The organism is Micromonospora sp. NPDC047793 (genome assembly GCF_040642635.1).
In the GTDB taxonomy this organism is placed as follows: Bacteria; Actinomycetota; Actinomycetes; order Mycobacteriales; family Micromonosporaceae; genus Micromonospora.
In genome coordinates, this window is the sequence record NZ_JBEYSG010000014.1 from 18,862 (window position 1) to 42,434 (window position 23,573).

Genomic DNA, 23,573 nt, shown 5'->3' on the forward strand with positions numbered 1-23,573 from the left:
CCTTCGGAACTGGGCCGTCGGTGGCCGGCTAGGAGTTCGCCAGGAGCGCCCGGACGTCCTCGTCGGACATCGACTCGACGCTCTCCAGCGCCTCGGCGAGGAGGTCGTCCTGTTCGCCGAGCGCCTCGTTGATGGCCTTGGCCAGGTCCTCGACGTACGGCGCTTCGAGGATCCGGCGCAGTTCCAGGTCCACCCCGAACGTGGTGCGGATGCGGAACGCCACCTGCACGGCCTGGAGCGAGTGCCCGCCGAGGGCGAAGAAGTTGTCGCCGATGCCGACCCGCTCGACGCCGAGGATGTCGGCCCAGACGGCGGCGACCTCCCGTTCCAGGGCGTCGCGCGGGGCCACGTGCGCACCCGCGGCCTCCGGCCGCTCGGGGTCGGGCTCCGGCAGCACCGCCCGGTCGATCTTCCCGTTCGGGGTGAGCGGCAGCGTGCCCATCACCACGAACGCGGACGGCACCTCGTACTCCGGCAGGCGCTCGGCCATGAACGCGCGCAGCCCGGCCACGTCCACGGACGTGCCGGCCGCCGGCTCGACGTAGCCGACCAGGCGCACCGGGCCGGTGCCGGACCGCAGCGCCAGCACCACCCCGGAGGCCACCGTCGGGTGCGCCACCAGCACCGCCTCGACCTCGCCCAGCTCGACCCGGAAACCCCGGACCTTGACCTGGTGGTCGGCGCGGCCGACGAACTCCAACGTCCCGTCGGCACGCCAGGAGACCACGTCCCCGGTCCGGTAGAGCCGGGCACCGGGCACACCGGAGAAGGCGTCCGGCACGAACCGGTCGGCGGTCAGCCCCGGCCGGTTCCAGTAGCACCAGGCGACACCGGGGCCGCCCAGCCACAGCTCGCCGGGAACCCCCACGCCGACCGGACGGCCCCACTCGTCCACCACGTACGTGCTGGTGTTGGTGATCGCCGCACCGATCGCGCCGGAGCTGGCCGGGACCTCGGGCAGCGGGTTGCAGGTCGAGATGCTGGTGACCTCGGTCGGGCCGTAGATGTTGTTCATCCGGGCACCGCCCGCCCGCACCGCGGCGTCGATCGCGCCGAGGTTGATCCGCTCACCGCCGATGTAGACCTGCTGGAGCGTGGTGAAGGCGTCCGGGATCTCGTTGACCGTGGAGTTGAACAACGCGGTGACGATCGCGACGGCGCTGACGTTCTCCCGGCGCAGCAGTTCGACGAAGCGCGGCGGCGAGAGCGCCACGTCGGTGGGGACCACCACCACCCGGCCGCCGTTGAGCAGCGGCCCCCAGACCTCGAACAGCAGCGGGTCGAAGGAGGCGTTGGAGACCTGGCCGACGGCGCGCAGTTCCTCGGGCCGGATCAGGTCGGTGTCGCGGACCAGGCGGACGATGCCACGGTGCGGCACGACCGCGCCCTTGGGCCGGCCGGTGGAGCCGGAGGTGTAGATCAGAGACGCGGCGTCCTCGGTGACGGTGCCGGCCACGGTCGGCGTCCCCCGGCCGTCGGGCAGCGGCGGCACGTCGGTGATGTCGACGGTCTCGCGGCCGGTCAGCGGGAGCTGGTCGAGCAGGTCCCGGTGCCCCACCACCACCCGCACGTCGGTGTCGGTCAGCATGAACTCCAACCGCTGCGCCGGGTAGTCCGGGTCCAGCGGCACGTACGCGCCACCGGCCCGCAGCACGCCGAGCATCCCCACCACGAGGTCGGCGGAGCGCCGGCAGCACAGGCCGACCAACGAACCCCGGCCCACGCCGGACTCCGTCAAGCGCGCCGCCAGCGCGTCCGCGCGGGCCAGCAGCGACGCGTACGACACCGACACCTCGCCGTCGACCACCGCGACGGCATCCGGCGTCGCCTGCGCCCAGCCGGCCACCAGCGCGTCCACGGTCAGCTCCGGGGACTGCTCCCGCCCGGTCCGGTTCCAGCCGTCGACCTGGGCGCGTTCGGCGGGCGAGGTGAGGTCCACCTCGACCAGCGAGCGGTCCGGGTCGGCCGCGATGGAGCGCAGCGCGGCCAGGTAGTAGCCGCGTACACGCCGGATCTGCTCCGGCGAGAACTCGGTGGTGTGGTAGTCGAGCCCCATCAGCAGCCCGCTGGCGCCCGGGTCACGTAGGAAGCCGCAGACGAACGGGTAGTTGGTCGGCTCGACCCGCATGGTGGTGAAGGAGTTGATCTTCGGATCGACGATCCGGACGTCCCGGTCGGCCAGGCCCCGCATGACGTGGAAGTGGTTGTAGACGAAGTGCGACTCGTAGAGCGACTCCCCGCCGGCCAGGCGCTGGATCTCCGCCATCGGGAAGCGGCGGTGCGGCAGCAGCTCGTTCTCCTCGTCGAGCATCGCCCGGATCAGGTCCGCCCAGGTGCCACCGGCCACGGTCGCGGTGACCGGCAACGAGTTGAGGAACAGGCCCCGCGACTCGGTGCCGTCGAGCACCTCCAGGCGGCCGTTGAAGGCCATCCCGGTGGACACCTCACGGCTGCCGGTCAGGTGGGCCAGCACCCGCATGTGCGCGGCGAGCAGCACGCTCTTCAGCGGTACGCCGACACCGGCGGCCACCCGCTCCAACCCGGCACAGAGGTCGTCCGGGATCTTCGTCTCCAGCCAGCGGTAGAAGTCGGAGTGTCCCGGCGGCAGTTCCCACTCCAGCAGCGGCTGCTCGTCCGCGGCGGACTCCGGCTCCGGCAGCGGCTCCACCTCGGCGCCCTGCGGCCAGCGCGGCAGCCGGAGGCGGTTGGCCTGCCGGACCCGCGCCGACCAGAACTCCCGCTCCTCCGTCGAGGCGAGCGCCTCCCGCTCGGCCTCGACGAACTCGCGGTAGGTCGAGGCGGGCTTCGGATCGGCGCTGCTCGACGGGTCGCGCATCAGTTCCATGTAGCGCTGCAGAATCTCGGTGATCGAGGAGTGCAGGCTCCAGCCGTCGAGGATGGCGTGGTGCTCGACCAGGGTCCACTCGAAGGACTCCGCGCTGCGCCAGTGGAAGACGAAGCGCCACAGCGGCGGCCGGGCCAGGTCGAACGGGACCTCGCGCAGCCCCTCGATCACCTCGACGATGCGGCGGTCCTGCTCCTGCTCGTCCAGCTCGCGGACGTCGTACACCTCGATCGGCAGGTCCGCCTCGCGGTGCACCACCTGGAGCATCTCGCTGTACTCGCTGAGGTGGAACGAGGTCCGCAGGATGTCGTGCCGGTCGACGATCTGCCCGATGGCCCGCCGGATCAACGCCTCGTCGAACGGCGCGCGGACGTGGAAGCTGTCGACGTTCTGGTACAGCCGACGTCCCTCGTCGGCCTCCATGTGGAAGATCATCCCGGCCTGGAGCACCGCCATCGGGTACGCGTCCACCGCGTCCTCGGGCAGCCGCTCCCGGTCCGCCTCGGAGATCAGCGCGAAGGGCCGCCGCTCGGCGGCGGGCGCCTGCGCGGTGGTGACCTCACCGGCCAGCGCGGCGATGGTGGTGCGCTGGAACAGTTGCTGCAACGAGAAGTCGAGCCCCTTGGCGCGGGCCAGGCCGATCACCTGGACGCTGCGGATCGAGTCGCCGCCGAGGTGGAAGAAGTTGTCCTCGACGCTGACCTGGTCGAGTTCCAGCACGGTCGCCCAGATCTCGGCGAGAGCCTGCTCGGTCTCGTTGCGGGGCGCCACGTACGCCCGGGCCAGCGCCGGGCGGTCGACGCCGGGCTCCGGCAGCCGTCGCCGGTCGATCTTGCCGTTGGCGGTCAGCGGGAAGGCGTCGAGCACCGTCACCACCGACGGGATCATGTGGCTGGGCAGCGTCGGTTCGAGGAACTCGTGCACCTCGGGAACGGTCAGGTCCCCGTCGGCGACCAGGTAGGCGACGAGCCGACGTTCGGTGCCCGCCTCGCCGTGCGCGATCACCAGGCAGGCGCTCACCGCGGGGTGGGCCAGCAGCGCGGCCTCGACCTCGGCCGGTTCGATCCGGAAGCCCCGGATCTTGACCTGGTGGTCGAGGCGGCCCAGGTACTCCAGCGTGCCGTCGGGACGCCAGGTCGCCAGGTCGCCGCTGCGGTAGCGCCGGCCGCCCGGGACCACCGGGTCGGCGACGAAACGCTGCGCGGTCAGCTCCGGCCGACGCCAGTAGCCGTGTGCCACGCCGTCACCGCCGACATAGAGCTCACCGGGTACGCCGATCGGGGCGGGACGGCCGTACTCGTCCAGCACGTGCAGGCTCAGGTCGGCCACCTGCCGCCCGATCGGGCTGTGCCGCTCGGCCAGCAGATCGGCGGTGAGCAGGCAGTACGTGGTGTGCACCGTGGTCTCGGTGATGCCGTACATGTTGACCATCTCGGGGCCGGTCTCCGGGTGCCGGGTCCACCAGCGACGCACCGCGTCGGGGTCCAGCGCCTCGCCCGCGAAGATGACCACCCGGACGGCCAGGTCCGCCCGACGCCGCTCGTCGACGGCCTCGAACTGCCGGAACGCCCCCGGCGTCTGGCTGAGCACGGTGACTCCGGCGCGCTCCACCAACTCGTAGAACGCCTCCGGGTCGCGGCTCTCCCAGTAACGCACCACCGCCAGCGTGGCGCCGTGGGTCAGCGCCCCCCACGCCTCGAAGACGGAGACGTCGAACGAGGCGGAGTGGAAGAGGCTGAACACGTCCTGCGGGCCGAAGTGGAACTGCTCCTCGGTGGCCGCGAACAGCCGCAGCACGTTGCGGTGCGAGACCATGACCGCCTTCGGCAGCCCGGTCGATCCGGAGGTGTAGATGAGGTACGCGGGGTCGTCGACCGCCGGTGGGACGAGGTCCGGGGCGTCGGCGGTGTCGACGCGTACCGCCTGCTCGATCGCCACGGTGCGGACGTCCTCGGGCAGCGTCAGGTCGGCCGGGATCGCGTCGCTCTGGGCCACCACGACCCGCAGGCCGCTGTCGCGCACGATGAAGTCGAGCCGGTCGGCCGGGTAGTTGGGGTCCAGCGGCACGTAGGCCGCCCCCGCCCGCAGCGCACCGAGCATCCCGACGACCAGGTCGGTCGAGCGGCGGCAGCACACCCCCACCATGTCGCCCCGACCGACACCGGCCCGGCGCAGGGTGGCGGCCACCGCGTCGGCGGCGGCCAGCAGGTCCGCGTACGTGGTGCGGGTCTCGCCGTCGAGCACCGCGACGTGGTCGGGGCGCTGCTGCGCATGCCGGGCGACCAGGTCGCCGATGGGCGCGTCGACGGGGAAGGTCCGGGTGATGCCCGACCAGCCCTCGATCGTGTCGCGCTCCTGCTCCGGCAGGCCGCAGACCTCGGCGACGGACCGGTCCGCGTCGGCGACCAACCGCTGCACCAGCGTGAACCACTGCGCGGCGAAGCGGTCCATGGTGGAGGCGTCGAAGAGGTCGGTGGCGTACTCCAGCTCCACCCGCATGCCGTCGGCGCCGGTGTCGTAGACCAGCAGGGTGACGTCGAACTTGGCGGTGCCGGTGTCGATGCCGACCGGGGCGGCGTTCACGCCGTCGCCGAGCCGCCACCCGGTGGGGTCCTGGCGTTGCAGCACGAACTGCACCTGCACCAGCGGCGACCAGGCCAGCTCCCGTTCCGGCGCGAGCGCCTCCACCAGGGCCGCGAACGGCACGTCCTGGTGGTCCTGGGCGTCGGCCGAGGCGGCCCGGACCCGACCGACCAGGTCGGCGAAGGTCGGTGCGCCGGAGGTGTCCACCCGCAGCGCGAGGGTGTTGACGAAGAACCCGACCAGGTCGTCCACCTCCGGCACCGGCCGACCGGCGACCGGCGTGGCCACCACCACGTCGGTGCGGCGCGACCAGCGCCCGAGCAGCAGGGCGAAGCTGGCGAAGAGGACGTCGAAGACGGTGCTGGAGCGCTGCCGGGCCAGTGCCCGGACGGCGTCGGCCACGTCGGGCGCCAGCTCGGCGTGCCGGGTGTGCCCGGCGTAGCTCTGCACCGGGCGGCGGACCCGGTCGGCGGGCAGTTCCAGCACCGGCGGCAGGTCGTCGAGCTGCTGCCGCCACCACTCGACGCCGTCGGACAGGCGGTCACCGGTGAGCTGGTCCCGCTGCCAGGCGGCGAAGTCGCCGTAGCCGAGGGACCGGTCCCGGGCCGGCGGGCGGGTGCCGGCGACCAGCGCCCGGTACGCCTCGGCGAGTTCGCCGAGCAGGATCTCCAGCGACTGCCCGTCGCAGGCGACGTGGTGGATCGACAGCCAGAGCAGCCACCCGTCGTCGGCGTGCCGGATCAGCCCGGCGCGCAGCAGTGGTGCCCGCGACAGGTCGAAGGGTTCGGCGACGGCGGCACGCGCCGCGTCCCGCGCCGCCGCCTCGGCTCCCGTCCCGGCGGCGCGCAGGTCGTCGACGCGCCACGACACCGGCGTACCCGCCTCGGCCCGGAGCAGCCGGGGCCGCCCCTGCTCGGTGTCGATGGCGGTCCGCAGCGACTCGTGCCGGTCGACCAGGAGCTGCACCGCGGCGCCCAGCGCGTCGGGGTCCACCGCGCCGGTCAGCGCGAAGGCGACCGGCACGTTGTAGAGCGGCAGTCCCGGCCGCCACCGGTCGAGGAACCAGAGGCGTTCCTGGCCCGGCGACAGCACCGTCGGCGCACCGGTCGCGGCGATGACCGGACGGGCGGCGGTGTCGGTGATCCCCGCCTGCGCGAGCAGGTGGTCGATGAGGTCGTCCTCGGTCGGCCCCAGCGACCCGGCGGAATCAGTGGTCGTCACCAGTGTTCTCCTTCGTTGCGGACGCGGTGCCGAGTCGTGCGGCGCGTTCGGTGGGGCTGAGTCGGCGGACCTGCATGACGACGGCGGCGATCCGGTCGAGCCGGCCGGCGTCGGGTCCCTCGGCGCGCAGGCGTCGGGCCAGGTCGACGACGGTGGGTTGTTCGACGAGGTGGCGCACGGAGACCGGGGTACGCAGCGTGCGTTCCAGTCGGCCACAGACCTGCACCGCGTGCAGGGAGTGCCCGCCGAGGCCGAAGAAGTTGTCGTCGAGACCGATCCCGGCGACGTCGAGCACCTCGCCCCAGACCTCGGCGATGATCTGTTCGAGCGGGTCGGCCGGCGCCCGGAAGGCGGCCTGGTCGGCCCGTTGGTCGGTGTCCGGGTCGGGCAGCGCCGCCCGGTCGATCTTGCCGTTCGGAGTCAGCGGAAGCGTGTCCATCACCACGAACGCCGACGGCACCGCGTGCTCCGGCAGCCGTTCGGCCAGGAACTCCCGCAGCTCCGCCACGCTGACCGGGGCACCCGCCACCGGCTCCACGTAGCCGACCAGGCGTACCGGCGCGCCCTCCGACCGCGCCGCGACCACCACCGCCGACGCCACCGCCGGATACCCCAGCAGCGCCGACTCGACCTCGCCCAGCTCGACCCGGAAACCCCGGACCTTCACCTGGTGGTCGGCGCGGCCGACGAACTCCAGCGACCCGTCCGGCCGGCGGAACACCACGTCGCCGGTCCGGTACAGCCGGGCACCCGGCACGCCGGAGAAGCCGTCCGGTACGAACCGGTCGGCGGTCAGCCCCGACCGGTCCCAGTACCCCCAGGCCACTCCCGGGCCGCCCAGCCACAGTTCGCCGGGGATGCCGACGCCGGCCAGGCGACCCGCGTCGTCCACCACGTACGCCCAGGTGTTCGCGATCGCCGTACCGATGCCTCCGGTGCTGGTGGGTCGCGCCGTCAAACGGGTGTAGGTGGCGAAGGTGGTCACCTCGGTCGGGCCGTAGATGTTGTGCAGCCGCGCCGGACCCTGTCCGCCCTCGACGACCCGGCCCACCGTCCCCGGGTCGAGGCTCTCGCCGCCGAAGTAGAGCTGGTCCACCCCGGCGAAGGCGTCGGGCACCGTGTTGACGGTGGCGTTGAACAACGCGGTGGTGATGAAGACCGTGGTCACCGCCCGGGTACGCAGCAGGGCGGCGAGGCCCGGCGGGGAGAGCACCGTCTCGGTGGGCACGATCACCACCTGCCCGCCGTTGGCGAGCGCGCCCCACACCTCGAAGGTGATGGCGTCGAAGCTGGCGTTGGCGAGCTGGGCGAGGACGGTCCGTGGGGTCAGCTCGACGTAGTCGGCTCCACCCACCAGGCGGGTGATGCCGCGATGCGGCACCACCACGCCCTTCGGGTCGCCGGTCGAGCCGGAGGTGTAGATGACGTAGGCGGCGTCGTCCCCGCCGCACGCCGACCGGTCCGGGGCGGCACCGGTCGGGGTCACCGCACCGGTCGCCTCGGGCAGGGTGACGGCGTGCCGGTCGCCGAGCGGGAGTTGGTCGAGCAGATCCCGATGCCCGACCACCACCCGCGCGGCCGTGTCGGCCAGCATGAAAGCCAACCGCTGCGGCGGATAGTCCGGGTCCAACGGCACGTACGCGCCACCGGCCCGCAACACCCCCAACATCCCCACCACGAGATCGGCCGACCGCCGACAACAGAGACCCACCAGGGAACCCCGACCCACCCCCAGTCCGGTCAACCGCGCCGCCACCGCGTCGGCCCGGGCCACCAGCGACCCGTACGACAGCGACATCTCGCCGTCCACCACCGCCACCGCGTCCGGTGACGTCCGGGCCCACCCGGCCACCAGCGCGTCCACGGTCGACTCGGCGGGGTAGTCGCGGGGCTGCCCGGCCCAGTCCAGGAGCCGCCGCTCCTCCTCGGCGGGCAGCGCGGACACCGACGTGACCGGGGCGTCGACGTCGGCGAGCAGCCGCTCCAGCAGCACCGTCCACTGGGTGGCGAAACGGTCGGCGGTCGACTCGTCGAAGAGGTCGGTCGCGTACTCGACCTCGACGCCGAGGTCCGGGCCGCCGGTGTCGACCACCGCCAGGGTGAGGTCGAACTTCGCGGTGCCGGTGTCCACCGAGTCCAGCTCGGCGACCAGGCCGTCGGACTCCCAGCGGCCCCGGGCGTGCTGGTTCATCCCGAAGGCCACCTGAGCGAGCGGGGCCCGGCTCTGGTCACGGTCCGGGTCGAGCGCGTCCACCAGGGACGCGAACGGGATCTGCTGGTGGGCCTGGGCGGCGGCCGAGACGGCGCGTACCCGCTCGACCAGTTCCACGAAGGTGGGCGTGCCACCCAGGTCGGCCCGGAGCACGACGGTGTTGACGAAGAACCCGACCAGGTCGTCGAGTTCGGGCAGCGGACGCCCGGCGGCCGGAGTCGCCACCACCACGTCGGTCCGGCCCGACCAGCGGCCGACCAGCAGCAGGTACGCGGTCATCAGCAGGTCGAAGACGGTGACCGAGTGGGTCCTCGCGGCGGCCCGCAGCGCCGACACCGTCGAGGGGTGCAGGCGATGCCGCAGAGTCGCACCGGCGTGACTCGCGACCGGCGGGCGACGGCGGTCGGCGGGCAGTTCCAGCAGGCGCGGTGCCCCGGCCAGCCGCTGCCGCCACCAGGCGACCTCGTCGGCGATCACCTGCGGGGTGAGGACCTCGCGCTGCCAGGCGGCGAAGTCGGCGTACGTCGGCGCGAGCAAGGAGGGGTCCCCTGTACGACACGAGGCGTTAGCAGGGGGCCCTTCCTTACCCGAGGGCCGGCCGGTGAGGATCTCGGCGAGCAGGATGTCCAGCGACCAGCCGTCGCAGGCGGCGTGGTGGACGGAGAGCCAGAGCAGCCACTCGTCGTCGGCGACCCGGACCACTCCGCCCCGCAGCAGCGGTGCCTGTGACAGGTCGAAGGGGCGGGCGACACCGGCGGCGGCCAGTCGTCGCCCCTCCCGCTCACCTCCGGCGCGGGCGTCCGACACGGTCCAGTCGATCTCCGTACGGTCGGCGATGCGGGCGACCGGACGACCGTCGACGGTCACCAGCGCCGTCCGGAGCGCCGGATGGGCGGCCACCACCGCCCGGACGGCGTCGTGGAGCCGTCCGGGGTCGACCGTGCCGGTCAGCCGCACCAGCACCGGGACGTTGTAGAGGGCCGAGCCGTCCCGCAGCCGGTCCAGGTACCACAACCGCTCCTGCCCGAACGACACCACCGGCTCGCCACCGTGCGCGGTGAGGGCGGGCAGCGCGGGCGCCGGCTCACCGGCGTCGACCAGCGCGGCGAAGTCGGTGAGGACCGGATGGGCGAAGAGCTGGTCCACGGTGAGGGCCACCCCGCGCTCGGCCGCCGTCCGGGCGACGACCTTGGCGGCCAGCAGGGAGTGCCCGCCGAGGGCGAAGAAGTTGTCGTCGGCGCCGACCCGGTCCAGGTGCAGGACGTCGGCCCAGACGGCGGCGAGCAGGCGTTCGGTCGGGGTGGCGGGCTCGATCGGCTCACCGGCGGGCAGGCTCTCCACGGCCGCCGCCACGGCGTCCGCCGCACCCGCGCCGGGCAGCCGTCCGGTGCCGGCCACCAGGCCGTTCAGGATCCCGTCGAGACGGTCCAGGTGGGCGGCGACGCTCACCGGGCCGTACCGGTCCTCGTCGTGGTCGCAGCGCACCACCAGCCCGCCGTCGCGGGCGGTGACCTCCAGGACGGCGTCGCACCAGACGATCTCGTGTTCGAGGGCGGCCACGTCACCGGGGTCGAGTCCGCCGCCGAGCGCGCCGAGCGGGACCACGGCGATCCGTACCTCGCCGTCGCCCGCCGGACGCGCCGCCGGCAGCGCCGTGGCGGCGCGCTCGGCCAGCCGCCGCAGCGGCAGCTCCGGTTCGACCGCGCAGTGCACCGCGCGCAGGGAGACGCCGTCGGTGGCGTCGGCGACGATCACGCCGACCACCGCCGTCGTCGCGGCCGTCCGGCCCCGGTCGCCGGCCACCAGGGCCTGCGTCGCGGCGGTCAGCACCGCCGCCGTCGTGGTGCCGAGGTCGTCGGCGAGGGCGGTCAGGTCCGCCTCGCCGACGGCGAGCGCTCGGGTGACCTCACCACGACGGAACGACAGGCCGGGCATCACCTCGTCGTCGGCGGCCAGCGTCGCGGCCACCAGCGGGTCCCGGCTGACCTCGACGGTCATGGCCGGTCCCCGCCGGCATCCGGCGGCGTGACCGTGTACGCCCCGATGACCAGGCGGGACAGGCCGCCGCGCAGCAGCGTGTCGACGGCGATCTCCGGGGTCCGCACGATGGGCTGTCCGCGCAGGTTGAAGGAGGTGTTCAGCAGGACCGGGATGCCGGTGCGGTCGGCGAACGCCGTGAGCAGCTCCCAGAGCAGCGGGTTGCCCTCGCGGGTGACGACCTGCACCCGGGCGGTGCCGTCGAAGTGGGTGACCGCGCCCAGCGAGTCCCGGTGTTCCGACCTGGTGCGGGTGGTGAACAGCATGTGCCGGAAGCGCTCCTCGTCCCCCGGCTCGATCTCGAAGTACGTGGACGCCGCCTCTTCGGTGACCACCGGCGCGAACGGACGGAAGTCCTCCCGGCGCTTGATCAACGCGTTGATGTGGTCGCGCATCCGCGCCTCGCGGGGATCGGCGAGGATGCTGCGGTTGCCCAGCGCCCGGGGGCCGAACTCCATCCCGCCCTGGAACCACGAGACGACCTCGCCGGCCTCCAGCGCCTCGGCGGTCTCGGCGAGCAGCCGCGCCCGCTCCGGTACGTGCCGCACCACCACGTCGGTCCGGCTCCCGATGGCCGCGCCGATCTCCTCGTCGGTGTACGAGGTGCCCCAGTACGGCATGGACATCGCCGGGATCCGCGTCGACGGTTCCTGCTGGGCCTGCACGTAGAGGGCCGCGCCGACAGCCGAGCCGTCGTCGCCCGCGCCCGGCGGGATGAAGATGCGCTCGAAGAGTCGGCTGCGGGCGATCACCCCGTTGGCGGAGCAGTTCAGGGCGACACCACCGGCGTAGCACAGGTCCCGCAGCCCGGTCTCCCGCCGGAAGTGCCGCAGCACGTGCACCAGGCAGAGTTCCACCACCGCCTGGAGGGCGGCGGCGACGTCCCGGTGCCGCTGCTCGATCGGCGTACCCGGCTGGCGGGGCGGGCCGAAGCGCTCGGCGAGCAGGGCCAGCACGCCCCGGTGCGTCTCCCGCTCCCGCAGGTTCCGGTCGGCGGCGAGCGCGGACACCGTGAACGTGCCGCCGTCGAGCAGCTTGACCAGCTTCGACATCTCGGCGTAGTGGACCCGTCGGTCCCCGAAGGCGGCCAGGCCCATCACCTTGTACTCGTCCATCATCATGTCGAAGCCGAGGTACATGGTGAAGACGCCGTAGAGCGTGCCGATCGAGTGCAGCGCGGGAATGCGGTGCAGGACCTCCAGCTTGCCGCCGGTGCCGGCGGCCACGGTCAGGCTCTCCGTCTCCCCCATCCCGTCCGCGACCAGGACCAGCGCCTCGTCGTACCCGCTGGGGTAGTAGGCGCTCGCGGCGTGGGCGAGGTGGTGCGGGACCGGCACCAGCTTGGCGGCCCAGTCCACGCTCGGGAACTCCCGCCGCAGCCAGGTCAGCTGCACGTCGGGGTCGTAGACCTCGGCGTACCGGGCGGCCAGGTAGGGATCGGACAGGTCCAGGTCGGCGGACCGGTGGGCGAAACCGTGCGCGACGACGTCGATCTCGTCGGGGGTGACGCCGGTACGCCGGAGCGCGTCGCGGATCGCGTGCGCCGGGAAGCTGCCAGTCGCCTTCTCGGCGGTGTACCGCTCCTCGGCCGCCGCGGCCCGCACCACACCGTCCACCACGAGTGCCGCCGCCGAGTCCAGGCCCTGCACCACCCGGTACTCGCGGGCACTGAGGTCCGGCAGCTCGCGGCGTTTGAAGTCGACGCTGTTGTGCAGCCCGCTGATGCCCAGAACCTTCATGATGGCGTCTCCTCGGAGCCGGCCCGACGGTGGATGTGTGCCGTCGCCGCCTCCCGCAACGCCCGCCGGTCGACCTTCTGGCTGGGCGTGAGGGGCAGCTCCGGTAGCGCGACGATCCGTTGCGGCAGCAACGCGGTGGGCAGCGACGCCGCCAGGTGCTCGCGGAGCGCCACGTCGGTGACGGCCGGACCGTCCCCGCCGGTCCGCACGTACAGCACGAGCCGCTGGTCGTCCTCGGCCGCGGTGACGACCACCGCCGCCGCCTGGATCACCGCCGGATGGCGCTCGGCGTACGTCTCGATCTCTTCGAGCTCGATCCGGTGTCCCCGGATCTTGACCTGGTTGTCGGCGCGCCCGTGGTACGACAACGTGCCGTCCGGACGCCAGGCACACAGGTCACCGGTGCGGTACTCGTCGTCCCGGAACACCACGGCGGTGCGCTCGGGGTCGCCGAGGTACCCGACGGCGAGCTGCGGACCGCCGACGTGCAGCTCACCGACCTGGCCCACCGGGACCGGCCGCCCGTCCCGGCCCCGGACGACGGCGACGGTGCCCGGCAGCGGTGCGCCGATCGGCACCGGGTCGGGCACCGGAGGGCCGAGCCGGTGGGCGGTGCACCAGATGGTGGCCTCGGTCGGGCCGTAGACGTTCCACACGGTGGCACCGGTGTCCACCAGGCGGGCCGCCAGGTCGGCGGTGACCGCCTCGCCGCCGCAGAGGAGCGTCCGCCCGGCCAGGTCGCCCGAGAGGTGCGGCAGGATCAGCCGCCAGCCCGACGGCGTGGCCTGGATCAGGTCGGGCCGGGCGGCGGAGAGGTACCCGCCCAGTCGGGCCGGGTCCCGCCGCGTCGCGTCGTCGACCAGCAGCAGCCGGCCACCGGTCGCCAGCGGCAGGAAGAGTTCGAGCAGCGAGATGTCGAAGGTCAGCGCCGTCGTGCCGGCCACCGTCGGGGTGCCGGGGGCCAGCAGGTCGGCGAAGGTGACGACGCAGTGCGCCAGCGCCGCGTGCGACACCCCGACCACCTTGGGCCGACCGGTCGAGCCGGAGGTCGACATCGCGTACGCGAGGTCGTCGCCGGTCGGCGGGTCGCCGGCGGGAAGCGGGGCCGCAGCCGGGAGCGGGTCACCGGCCGGTGGCGCCACGACCCGGCAGTCCGGGCGGGTCGTCTGCGGATCGGCCAGCACGGCGAACCGCGCGTCCGCGGTGTCGAGCAGGGTGTCCAGCCGAGCCTGCGGATGCTTCGGGTCGACCGGCAGGAACGCGGCCCTCAGCGACCAGACGGCCAGCAGGGTGACCACCAGCTCGGCCCGGCGGGGCAGCCCGACCGCGACCACGTCGCCGGGGGCCACGCCCGCCGTACGCAGGACGCCCGCGTACCGGTCGGCCGCCGCGACGAGGTCGGTGTAGGTGACGCTGCGGCCGGCGTCCTCGATCGCGATGGCCGTCGGGTGCGCGAGCGCCTGGGCGCGGACGAGGGCCGGCACGCTGTCGCCGGGGCCGCGGCCCGGACGGTGGGCGGCGGCGACGATCCGCAGGTCCTCCTCGCCGCAGAGGTCGATGGCCCCGACCGGTACGTCGTCCGCCGTGGCGAGGACCCGGTCGACGCGCCCGGCCAGCAGCGCCGCGTCGGCCGAGGGTGTGAGGTCCGCTCCGGTGACCAGGATGTGCGGCCCGTCGCCGTGGTCGACCCGGATCGCGGTGTCGCTGCCGATCTGCGCGATCTGCTTTCCGACGAGTGCTTCGAGGACGGACCGGCGGGCGCGCCACGGCGCCGACACGGTCACCGACCGCCCGGTCGCCGGGTCGGTCAGCTCACCGGTGACGGTCGGCGCGGCACCGGCGTGCGCGAGCACCAGCAGACTGGCCGCCACCGTCTCGACATTGACCGACGCATTCGCCCCAGCGGCGTTTCCCGAAGCCACCAGCGATCGCGTCATCGCGCACTCCCTAATACCGGCGGGGGCAGAGAAAAGCAATTCATCGCGCCGCCGTCCACCCCATTCGTGCTGGACGAGTGATCCTTGAATTACTGTCCGTGTCCGGCAATTGGATCAGGTCCCGCCGGGTTACGAGGCAGCACGCTAGGAGTGACCGGATCGGGGTGTCAACGGCCAGAGACCGGGGGAACCAATCGGACATGCCATGGAAGATTGGGTCAGATACCCCGAGGACCTCGTCATCTTAGGGCCGTTTTTGCCTAGTTCCGGAGCGCACCCGCCAACGAAGCAGCCGGCGGCACGCTGGCAGAACTGTGCCAAGTGGAAACGGATCCGCCCCTTCAGCAGGTCTTTTGTGTGACCCTTGGGGGGCAGCCTTTAGGCCGCACCCGCGTCGGCGCGCCCTTTATCAAGGAGAAGGACATGTCACGGATTCTTGCCACGCGACGGATGCGGCTTTTCGTATTGGCGGACACGGCGTCGAACCTCGGCGACTTCGCGCTGTTCCTCGCCATGACGATCTGGGTCAAGACGATAAGTGGCAGCACCTCGGCCGCCGCCCTGGTGATGTTCTCCTTCGCCGCCGGCAGCCTTCTGCTGCCCGCCGCCGGGCTGCTCTCCGACCGGGTACGCCGACGCCCCCTGCTCATCGGCGCGAACCTCGCCCTCGCCGCCGTCGTCCTGCTGCTGCTCCTGGTCGGCGGCGCCCACCACGTCTGGCTCGTCTACGTGGTGATGTTCACCTACGGCGCGCTGGGCAGCGTGACCGGTCCCGCCCAGCTCGCCCTGCTGCCCTCCCTCGTGTCGAAGGACCTGCTGGGCGACGCCAACGGACTCATCCAGTCGGTCCGTGGCCTGATCCGGGTCTTCGCACCGGTGGTCGGCGCGGGTCTGTTCGCCTGGTTCGGCCCGGAGGCGGTCATCCTCATCGACGCCGCACTGTTCGTCCTGGCCGCCGGAGCCCTGCTCGCGATCAAGGTGGACGAGGCGAAGCCGGTCCCGTCCGGCGAACCCTGGCGCACCGAGATCACCGCCGGGCTGCGCTTCATCGGCCGCACCGTGACGCTGCGCCAGCTCGTCGTCTCCTGTGGACTGGCCATGCTCGTGCTGGGCTTCTTCGAGGCGATCGGGCTGGCCGTGGTCACCGCCGGGCTGGACCGCGAGCCGACGTTCCTCGGCGTACTCGGCGCGGCGCAGGCGGTCGGGACCATCATCGGCGGGGTCTCGGCGGGTGCGGTCCTGCGCCGGACCAGTGAGAGCATGACCGTGATCATCGGCCTGGCGATGGTCGCCGTCTCCAGCATGCTGCTGATGATCCAGGTGACGCCGCTGGTGGTCGCCGCGATGGCCCTGCTCGGCCTCTGCATCCCGTGGCTCGTCGTCGGCGCCACCACCGCCCTGCAACGCCGTACGCCGGAGCACCTGCTCGGCCGCGCGTCGGCGGCCTTCGAGTTCGCGGTGACCGTGCCGCAGACCCTGTCGATCGCCGTCGGCGCGGCCCTCATCGCCCTGCTCGACTACCGGCTGCTGCTGGGCATCGTGGCCGCCGCCGTCACCGTCTCCGCCGTCTACCTGGTCACCCGGCCCGCGCAGCCCACCGATTCCGACGAGCAGCTCACCGACGCGCAGGCCGGCGACACGCAGCCCGACGGCGCGCAGCTCACCGACGTGCCGGCCGGCGACGTACTGGCCGCCGCCGCCAAGCCGGTCGTGACGCCGACCTCGGACCGCTAGGCACCGCCCGCCGCTCCCGCCCGGACCGCCTCCTCCCGGCGCCTGACAACCCGCCGTTCTCACCAGGAGACAGACGCCCATGTCTTCGCATCAGGTCCCGACACTCCTCCTCGCGCTGGCCCTGATCTCGCTGCTCGCCTTCGGGGCGGGCGCGGTGGCCCGACGGTTGCGGCAACCTCCCGTGATCGGTGAGGTGCTGGTGGGCATCCTGCTCGGCCCGACGCTGTTCAACGGCCTCGTCTCCGACACGCTCTTCCCGACCGACATCCGGCCGATCCTGACCGCCCTGGCCACGATCGGCGTCGTGCTGTTCATGTTCACCGTCGGGACGGAGCTGAACGCCGGCCTGCTGCGGGGACGACGGATGGTGGCCGGCACGGTCGCCGCCGGCTCCATCGCCGTGCCGTTCGGGCTCGGCGCGCTACTGGCCGTCTACCTGTTCCCCCGGCACCCCACCGACAGCAAGCTGGGCTTCGTGCTGTTCATGGGGGCGGCCATGTCGGTGACCGCGTTCCCGGTGCTGGCCCGCATCCTCATCGACCGGGGCCTGAGCCGCACCTGGCTGGGCAGCGTGGCGCTGGCCTGTGCCGCCATCGACGACGTGCTCGCCTGGACGCTGCTCGCCGTCGTGGTCGCGGTTGCCGGGGCCGGTGCCGGATCCGTCTGGGTGCTGCTCTTCGTGCCGTACGTGCTGGCCATGTTCCTGGTCGTCCGACCGCTGGTGGCCCGGCTGCTGGCCGAACGCACCGAGGGCGGTCCGCCCCGGCCGGCGGCGTTGGTGATCACATTGGTCGGGCTGCTGCTGTCGGCGGCGTTCACCGACTGGATCGGGCTGCACTTCATCTTCGGCGCCTTCCTGTTCGGCGTGGTGATGCCCCGCTCCGTCCTGCCCGAACAGGGCGTCACGGCCCTGGTCAGCGAGCGCATCACGCACCTGAACAGCATGTTGCTGCTGCCGATCTTCTTCGTGGTCGCCGGCCTGAAGGTCGACCTGTCCACCATGGACGTCGGTGACGCGATCGAGCTGGGGCTCATCCTGACGGTCGCGGTGGGCGGCAAGTTCGTCGGCGCCTTCGCCGCCGCCCGCCTCAGCGGGGTGGCCCCGCGACCGGCGGGCGCACTCGCGGTCCTGATGAACACGCGTGGCCTGACCGAGCTGATCATCCTCGCCGTCGGTCTGGAGCTCGGCATGCTCGACGGCCAGCTCTACTCCTCGATGGTGGTGATGGCCCTGGTGACGACCGCGATGGCCGGGCCGCTGCTGCAACTGCTCTACCCGATGCCCAGCGGCCGGGACACCGCGCCGCCGCACGCGCCGGACCTGGAACCGGCGGGCACCCCGGCCCGGTAGCGCCCGATCTCGACGACACACCGTGTCGGCGCGTCGCCCGACACGCCGACACGGTGTGCGATCTGTCCGAAACCGAACGTAGCGGTGTCGACGGACAGACAGAGACGAGCCTGGATCATCCGGGCCGATATAGCTTCCCCATCGACAGCGTCACCGTTCGATGAGGAGGGCCCACGTGACCCGCACACCGCCCATCACCGCCCGACTGCGGATCATGCTCGCCGTCGGTCTGAGCGCCGTGCTGGCGTCGGCGGTCGCCGACGCGCCGGCCACCGCGGCACCTACCACCACCGCCCGGTCCGGCGCGCACGCCGCCGTCGCGGACTCCGGGTCCGTACCCAGTTCCACCCTCTCCGCCAGCGTGCAGCGCGGCGTCGACGGCTCCCGGGGCGGCGGTGTCACCGGCGCCGCCGGCAGCGGCGCGGTCCAGCCCGGCGGGCTCCGGTTCGACGCCGGCGGCCAGGCACTGAAGGCGGGCGGCGCCTCGGCCGGCGTCTTCAGCGTGATCGGCACCGACAACCGGGTCCGCGTCGACCCGACCACGGTCTTCCCGTCCCGGGCCATCGTGCAGATCGTCCGGACCACCGGCGGCTCCACCTGGGGTTGCACCGGCTGGCTGTACGGGCCCAGCATCGTGGCCACCGCCGGGCACTGCGTCCACCCGGGTGGTGGTGCCAACGGCGGCGGCGGCAACGGCTTCTACCCGCGCGGCGACTTCCAGATCATCCCCGGCCGGAACGGGGCGTCGACGCCGTACGGCACCTGCACCGCGACCCAACTGCTCTCGGTCACCGGCTGGACCCAGGACGGCAGCGAGACCAACGACTACGGCGCGATCCGGCTCAACTGCGCCGCCGGCAACACCACCGGCTGGTTCGGTTTCTGGTGGCAGAGCGCCACGTTGACCGGCACCGCCAGCACGGTCAGCGGCTACCCGTGCGACAAGACCTTCGGGCAGCAGTGGCGGCACGCCGGGCAGACCATCCAGGTCACCCACGACCGGCAGGTCTTCTACCAGAACGACACCTTCGGCTGCCAGAGCGGCAGCCCGGTCTACCAGACCCGCCCAGCCGGCAGCTCGTTCTGCGCCGGCGAGTGCGTGATGGCCATCCACGCGTACGGCGTGCACGGCTCCGCACCGCACTCGACCAACAACCACGGGACCCGGATCACCGAGTCCGTCGCCAACAACCTGGTCACCTGGCGAAACGGCTGACCGGAATCGGACGTGGGGTGGGGGTGAACCGCCCCCACCCCACGGAACCGCCGGCCACTGCGGCACGTCTCAACAACTGTCCGTCACGAGAAGCGAGGGAGCAGTTATGGGCGAGCGAAGCGGGGTTCCGGCATGACCAGGGGGCGGCTCGGGGCGCTCGCACTGCTGGTGGCCGCGCCGTTGCTGATCGGGGCCGGCCTGCTGGCGTGGCACGGCGACCGGTCGGTTTCGGACGACGGCCCGGCAGCACCTCCACCCCGCAGTGCGACCACCGGCATCGTGACCGGCGCCGCCGCCACCGCCACCGGTGATCCGGTGCAGGGTGCCGCCGTCCTGGTCGAGTCGCTCGACGACCCGGCACCGGCGATCCCCGAGATCGGCGTCCTCACCGGCGACACCGGGCGGTACGAGTGGCGGCTCCCGCCCGGCCGGTACGAGATCGTCGTGGACACCGGCGAGCGGACGAGCGAGCCGCAGACCGCCACCGTCACGGCCGGCGCGGTCACCACACTCGACTTCGTCCTGCGCTGACCGCCCGGTGACACCCGGCTCGGGCCGACCCGGTCAGCGGGCGGCCCGGAAGGCGCGCCCGACCTCGGTGGTCTGGCCGCCGGGACGGAACAGGCCGGTCTGGTCCTTGTCGCTGGCGGGCAGCCCGAACCAGGCGTACCGGTGCAGCCAGGGCAGTCCACGCAACATCCGGGTCGCCTCCGTAAGGAACGCCGCCTGCTGCGCCTGGGTCGGGAAGCGGACCCCGTTCGAGAAGTCGATCAGCGCGAACTCGGTGAGCCAGATCGGCAGCCCGTACCGGTCGTGCACCGCCTGGAGGTAGGAGCGGAGCTGGCCCACCGCGTTGGCGGTGCGGAAGTCGCCGCCGTACCAGTGCAGGGCGATGAAGTCGACCCGCAGCCCGCGTTCCTTCACGCCGGCCATGAAACGGTCGAGCCACTCCCCCGGCCGGTCCCCGCCCCAGGCCACCGCCGGGCTACCCAGCGGCAGGCCGGTCGCCTCCAACTGCGGCCACAGGTCCAGCGCCCGCTCCACGCTCATGTTCGCCTGGCCGTTCAGGTCCGGCTCGTTGAACCCGAGCAGGTACTTCCCGTTCTGCCTGGCCTGCCGCAGGTTGGCGGCGGTGACGCTGTCCGCGCCCCAGATCATCGGCACGAACTCGCTGCCGCGCGGGGTGGTGACGCCGGGGTGCGCGACGTTCCAGGTGTAGTACCAACTCGCCCCGGAGTCGGCGAGCGCCCGGTCGACCCCGTCGAAGGTCCAGACGCCGACGCCCTTCTTCGTCGAGGTGGCGGCGGGCGGCGGCGCGGCCGGGCGTACCGCCGTGGGTGTCGGCCGCGACGACGGGCTCGCCGACGGTGACGTGCCGGCGCCCGGAGTGGTCGGTGTCGCGGAGGGCGTGACCGTCGAATCCGGGGAGGGTGGCGGCGAGGACGCCTCGAACGCCGGTGCCGCCACCGGCGGCGGTGGCGCCGCCGGTGCGGGCGTGGGGCCGGTCCGCTGCGCGACCACGATCGCCCCGACCGCGAGGACCGCCACCGCGACGGCGGCGGCGACCGGCCCGGCGACCTTTGCCGCTCCGGCCGGCAGGAGGCCGGCCAGCCCACGCGGGCGGGCCGCGTGCGCACCCCCGGGCGCACCGCCGTCGGTCTGCACGACGGCGGTGCGCCCGAACGCCTCGACCGTCGGGTCCGAGGTCGGGGCGTGGGGGCTCACCACGTCGGCCCGTGGGGTGACCGACGCGACGTTCGAGGTCAGGGTGGGTGACATCGACAGGTGGGCCAGCGCGTTCTCGGCGGTGCCGGGCGGGACGGGCAGCAGCGGGAGCCCGGCGAGCAGCCGGTCGACCGGGAACAGCTCGCCGCCGGACCCGCCGCACCGGCCGCACTCGCGGACGTGGCGGGCCAGGCGCTTGCGCCACAGCGGGTGGGGCCGGCCGTCCCAGCCCCGGGTCAGCTCCTGCATCCCGGCGCAGTCGGCGGTCCGCAGCGCGTGGACCACGCTCCGGGCCACCTCCAACTGCTCCTTCATCCGCTGCACCCGCACCGCCGCGTGGGCGGGTGTGAGGCCGAGGGCGGCGGCCAGCTCGGTGCGGTCCAGGTCGCCGGTCGACTCCAGCCACCAGAGCGCCAGCAACGTCTGGTCGTCGGGATCCAGCCAGCGGGTCGCCTCGGCGACCTCCCGCCGCTGGTCGGTCAGGCCGAGCCGGAGGATCGTCAGGCCGGCGAAGTCCGCCGCCGGATCCGGCACCCCGTACGCGACGTCGAGGTCCGAGGTGTGCTCCTGCGCGGCACGGCGCCGCTGTTCGCGATCACGGACCTGCCGGACCGCGATGGCGATCAGCCACGACCGGTAGGCGGTCGGGTCCCGCAACTCGGTCAGGTACCGCACGACGCGCAGCAGCGTCTCCTGGACCACGTCGTCGACGTCGGCGTGCCCGCGCAACGCCCGGCCGACCACGTTGTAGACCAGCGGCAGGGAGGCCGCGAGCAGGGCGTCGAGCGCCTGTGGTTCACCGGCGCGGGCGGCGATCACCAGACTCGCGTCCGCGCCACCCCGGTCTCCGACCCGCATACCCGCCACTCCTCCACGTGTTCGCACCGCCACCGCACTCCGGGCGGACGGGACATCCGGCCGATGCCTCCCCACAGGAGACGGCAGGCCCGGGACGAGATAACAGTTTCCGCGAACATCGTCGTCGGGGCCATGGCCGGTCCGTCACGGACTCAGATCAGGCGGGCGACCTCGTCGCGCATGACCTCGGTGGCGCCACCGCCGATGGCGAGGAAGCGGGCGTCCCGACTGATCCGTTCCACCGGGCCCTCCCGGACGAACCCGGCCCCGCCGTGGAACTGCACCGCCGCGTAGGCGATCTCGTTGGCCAGCTCCGGCAACTGCGCCTTGAGCAGCGCCGCGAACACCCGGCCGTCGGCGCCCCGGTCGAGCTGCGCGGCGGCGTGGTACAGCAGCGTCTTGCCGGCGGCGAGCCGTCCCACCAGGTCCGCGATCCGGTGCCGGACCGCCTGCTTGTCCCAGAGCACCCCGCCGTACGCGGGCCGGGTACGCGCCCAGCCGACGGTGGCGTCCAGCGCCGCCTCGGCCAGCCCGACCGCCTGCGCCGCCAGGCAGAGCCGCTCGTGGTCGAGGCCGCGCATCAGCAACCCGAACCCCGCACCTTCCGGACCGATTCGGTGCGCCACCGGGATCCGGCAGTCGGTGAGGACGAGTTCCCCGGTGTCGGCGCAGTGCCAGCCGGACTTGTCGAAGGTGCGGCCGTTGGCCAGGCCGGGCGCGCTCCGCTCGACGGCGAACAACGACAGCCCGTGCCGACCCGTGTCGCCGGTGCGGGCCACCACGAAGAAGAGGTCGGCGAGGTTGGCGTTGGTGATGAAGGTCTTGGTGCCGTTCAGGACGTACGCGTCACCGTCACGGCGGGCCCGCAGGCCGAGCCGGGTGAGGTCGGAACTCGCCTCGGGTTCGGTCACCGCGAGCGCGGCGACGGTCCGCCCGGCGAGGATCGCCGGCAGCCACCGGTCGACCTGCGCGGCACTGCCGGCCCGGGCCAGGTGCAGCGCGGAGAAGTCGGTGTGGGTGCCGACCGAGCTGGCCACCCCGCCGAAGGTGGAGCGGGCCAGTTCCTCGTGGAACACGACCGCGCCCCGGACGCCCGCCTCGCCGCCGCCGAGGCGGGTCGGGAACGACAGGCCGAGCAGCCCGAGGTCGCCGAGGCGGGTGAACGCGCCCGGTGGTACCCGCCGCTGCCGCTCCCACTCGGGCGCGGCGGGTACCACGTCTCGGGCGACCACCAGCCGGAGCAGGTCGCGCAGGGACCGGTGTTCCTCGGCGAGGAACGTCCGGTCCAGGTCGAGAGCGGCGAGGACGCCGTTGTCACCCGACATCGACCGCTCACCCGGCCCCGGGTCCGGCGGTGGCGGGCGTGCGGGTCTGGTCGTGCCACTGGATCGCCCGGCCCTGGCGCAGTTGCGCGATCGGGTTACCGGCCCGGTCGTGCAGCGTCGACTCGTCGACGCAGAAGTCCTCCGTCGACCAGACCGTCCGGTTGACCACGTGGTGCCAGGCACCCGCGACGTCGCCGACGTCGGGCGCAAAGTGGACGGTGAAGTCCACCGAGGGCACGAAGTGCGGTGGCGGGGCGAGGGTGAACAGGCCGGGCGGCAGCGCGTCGAGAAAGATCGAGGCGACGGCGTGCGGCCCGAGTGCCTCCCCCAGCTCGGCCTCGGGGGCGATCCGTACCCAGGCGGAGGTGCCGTCGGCCAGGCTCGCCGCGCTGCCGGTGCGTACGTCGAGCTGGGCGCTGTAGGCCAGCGGCCGGTGCCGGGGCACGTACGCGGGCAGCGTCTCCGGGTCGCCCCAGGCCGCCGGGTCCTCGCGGCGACGCCAACGGAACCGCTGACCGACCGGCACCAGCGAGGCCATCGCGTGCACCCGCGCCCGGTCCTGCTGGCTGAGCGTGATCCGCAGGCTGGCGGTGGCCCGTCCCCGGTGCAGCGTCTCGGTGGTCACCTGCACCGGCCCGGGGCGTACCCCCGCCACGAAGTGCATGGTCACGGCCTGCGGGGCGAAGCCGTCGACGCTGTCGGCGGCGTCCACGATCCGGCCGAGCACGAACCCGCCGAAGATGCCCTGCATCCCGAGCCATCGTTGGGCGAAGACCGGCGAGCCCATCGG

At 73.2% G+C, this 23,573-nt stretch carries 11 protein-coding genes; 4 read left to right on the plus strand and 7 right to left on the minus strand.

From position 1 onward, the window contains the following. Positions 1–28: 28 nt before the first annotated feature. The 4 genes from ABZ738_RS23775 to ABZ738_RS23790 are packed head-to-tail and all read right to left on the minus strand — an operon-like array spanning position 29 to position 14,508. The gene (locus tag ABZ738_RS23775; RefSeq protein ID WP_357216465.1) at positions 29–6,649 is read right to left on the minus strand and encodes an amino acid adenylation domain-containing protein; all 6,621 of its coding nucleotides are present in this window, start codon (positions 6,647–6,649) and stop codon (positions 29–31) included. Next, the gene (locus ABZ738_RS23780; RefSeq protein ID WP_357216468.1) at positions 6,636–10,859 is read right to left on the minus strand and encodes an amino acid adenylation domain-containing protein; all 4,224 of its coding nucleotides are present in this window, start codon (positions 10,857–10,859) and stop codon (positions 6,636–6,638) included. Before ABZ738_RS23780 ends, ABZ738_RS23775 begins: the two co-directional genes overlap by 14 nt. Further along, on the minus strand, positions 10,856–12,637 hold the full coding sequence (locus ABZ738_RS23785) for a carbamoyltransferase C-terminal domain-containing protein (RefSeq protein ID WP_131057226.1): 1,782 nt from the start codon (positions 12,635–12,637) through the stop codon (positions 10,856–10,858). Before ABZ738_RS23785 ends, ABZ738_RS23780 begins: the two co-directional genes overlap by 4 nt. Next, a complete protein-coding gene (locus tag ABZ738_RS23790) occupies positions 12,634–14,508 on the minus strand; it encodes an amino acid adenylation domain-containing protein (RefSeq protein WP_357216472.1) in 1,875 nt (624 codons plus the stop codon). Before ABZ738_RS23790 ends, ABZ738_RS23785 begins: the two co-directional genes overlap by 4 nt. Before the next feature lie 489 nt (positions 14,509–14,997). Here ABZ738_RS23790 and ABZ738_RS23795 point away from each other — a divergent pair, with 489 nt between their 5' ends. The 4 genes from ABZ738_RS23795 (at position 14,998) to ABZ738_RS23810 (ending at position 19,406) form a co-directional block, all read left to right on the plus strand. Continuing rightward, entirely contained in the window at positions 14,998–16,308 is a 1,311-nt protein-coding gene (locus ABZ738_RS23795) for an MFS transporter (RefSeq protein ID WP_131056924.1), read from the plus strand. A gap of 79 nt (positions 16,309–16,387) precedes the next feature. Next, positions 16,388–17,659 carry a cation:proton antiporter gene (locus ABZ738_RS23800; protein ID WP_131056926.1) on the plus strand — a complete coding sequence of 424 codons (1,272 nt, stop codon included), beginning with the start codon at positions 16,388–16,390 and terminating at the stop codon, positions 17,657–17,659. A 175-nt stretch (positions 17,660–17,834) separates the two neighbouring features. Beyond that, complete coding sequence (locus ABZ738_RS23805; protein WP_357216477.1) at positions 17,835–18,875, plus strand: trypsin-like serine protease; 1,041 nt, start codon at positions 17,835–17,837, stop codon at positions 18,873–18,875. A 132-nt stretch (positions 18,876–19,007) separates the two neighbouring features. Then, positions 19,008–19,406 (plus strand): carboxypeptidase-like regulatory domain-containing protein, encoded by a 399-nt coding sequence (locus ABZ738_RS23810; protein ID WP_357216480.1) that lies wholly within the window; start codon positions 19,008–19,010, stop codon positions 19,404–19,406. A 33-nt stretch (positions 19,407–19,439) separates the two neighbouring features. Here ABZ738_RS23810 and ABZ738_RS23815 read toward each other — a convergent pair whose 3' ends face one another. From ABZ738_RS23815 to ABZ738_RS23825, 3 genes are all read right to left on the minus strand, one after another. After that, on the minus strand, positions 19,440–21,458 hold the full coding sequence (locus ABZ738_RS23815; protein WP_357216483.1) for a sigma-70 family RNA polymerase sigma factor: 2,019 nt from the start codon (positions 21,456–21,458) through the stop codon (positions 19,440–19,442). 152 nt (positions 21,459–21,610) lie between these two features. Beyond that, complete coding sequence (locus ABZ738_RS23820; RefSeq protein WP_131053031.1) at positions 21,611–22,783, minus strand: acyl-CoA dehydrogenase family protein; 1,173 nt, start codon at positions 22,781–22,783, stop codon at positions 21,611–21,613. A 7-nt stretch (positions 22,784–22,790) separates the two neighbouring features. Further along, entirely contained in the window at positions 22,791–23,570 is a 780-nt protein-coding gene (locus ABZ738_RS23825; RefSeq protein WP_357216487.1) for a thioesterase family protein, read from the minus strand. Between the last annotated feature and the right edge of the window lie 3 nt (positions 23,571–23,573).

Excerpts from the sequence above, each read along its gene's own strand:
- ABZ738_RS23780 (WP_357216468.1), bottom strand. The coding sequence starts at position 10,859 with ATGACCGTCGAGGTCAGCCGGGACCCGCTGGTGGCCGCGACGCTGGCC.
- ABZ738_RS23785 (WP_131057226.1), bottom strand. The coding sequence starts at position 12,637 with ATGAAGGTTCTGGGCATCAGCGGGCTGCACAACAGCGTCGACTTCAAA.
- ABZ738_RS23795 (WP_131056924.1), top strand. The coding sequence starts at position 14,998 with ATGTCACGGATTCTTGCCACGCGACGGATGCGGCTTTTCGTATTGGCG.
- ABZ738_RS23800 (WP_131056926.1), top strand. The coding sequence starts at position 16,388 with ATGTCTTCGCATCAGGTCCCGACACTCCTCCTCGCGCTGGCCCTGATC.
- ABZ738_RS23810 (WP_357216480.1), top strand. The coding sequence starts at position 19,008 with ATGACCAGGGGGCGGCTCGGGGCGCTCGCACTGCTGGTGGCCGCGCCG.
- ABZ738_RS23815 (WP_357216483.1), bottom strand. The coding sequence starts at position 21,458 with ATGCGGGTCGGAGACCGGGGTGGCGCGGACGCGAGTCTGGTGATCGCC.
- ABZ738_RS23820 (WP_131053031.1), bottom strand. The coding sequence starts at position 22,783 with ATGTCGGGTGACAACGGCGTCCTCGCCGCTCTCGACCTGGACCGGACG.
- ABZ738_RS23825 (WP_357216487.1), bottom strand. The coding sequence starts at position 23,570 with ATGGGCTCGCCGGTCTTCGCCCAACGATGGCTCGGGATGCAGGGCATC.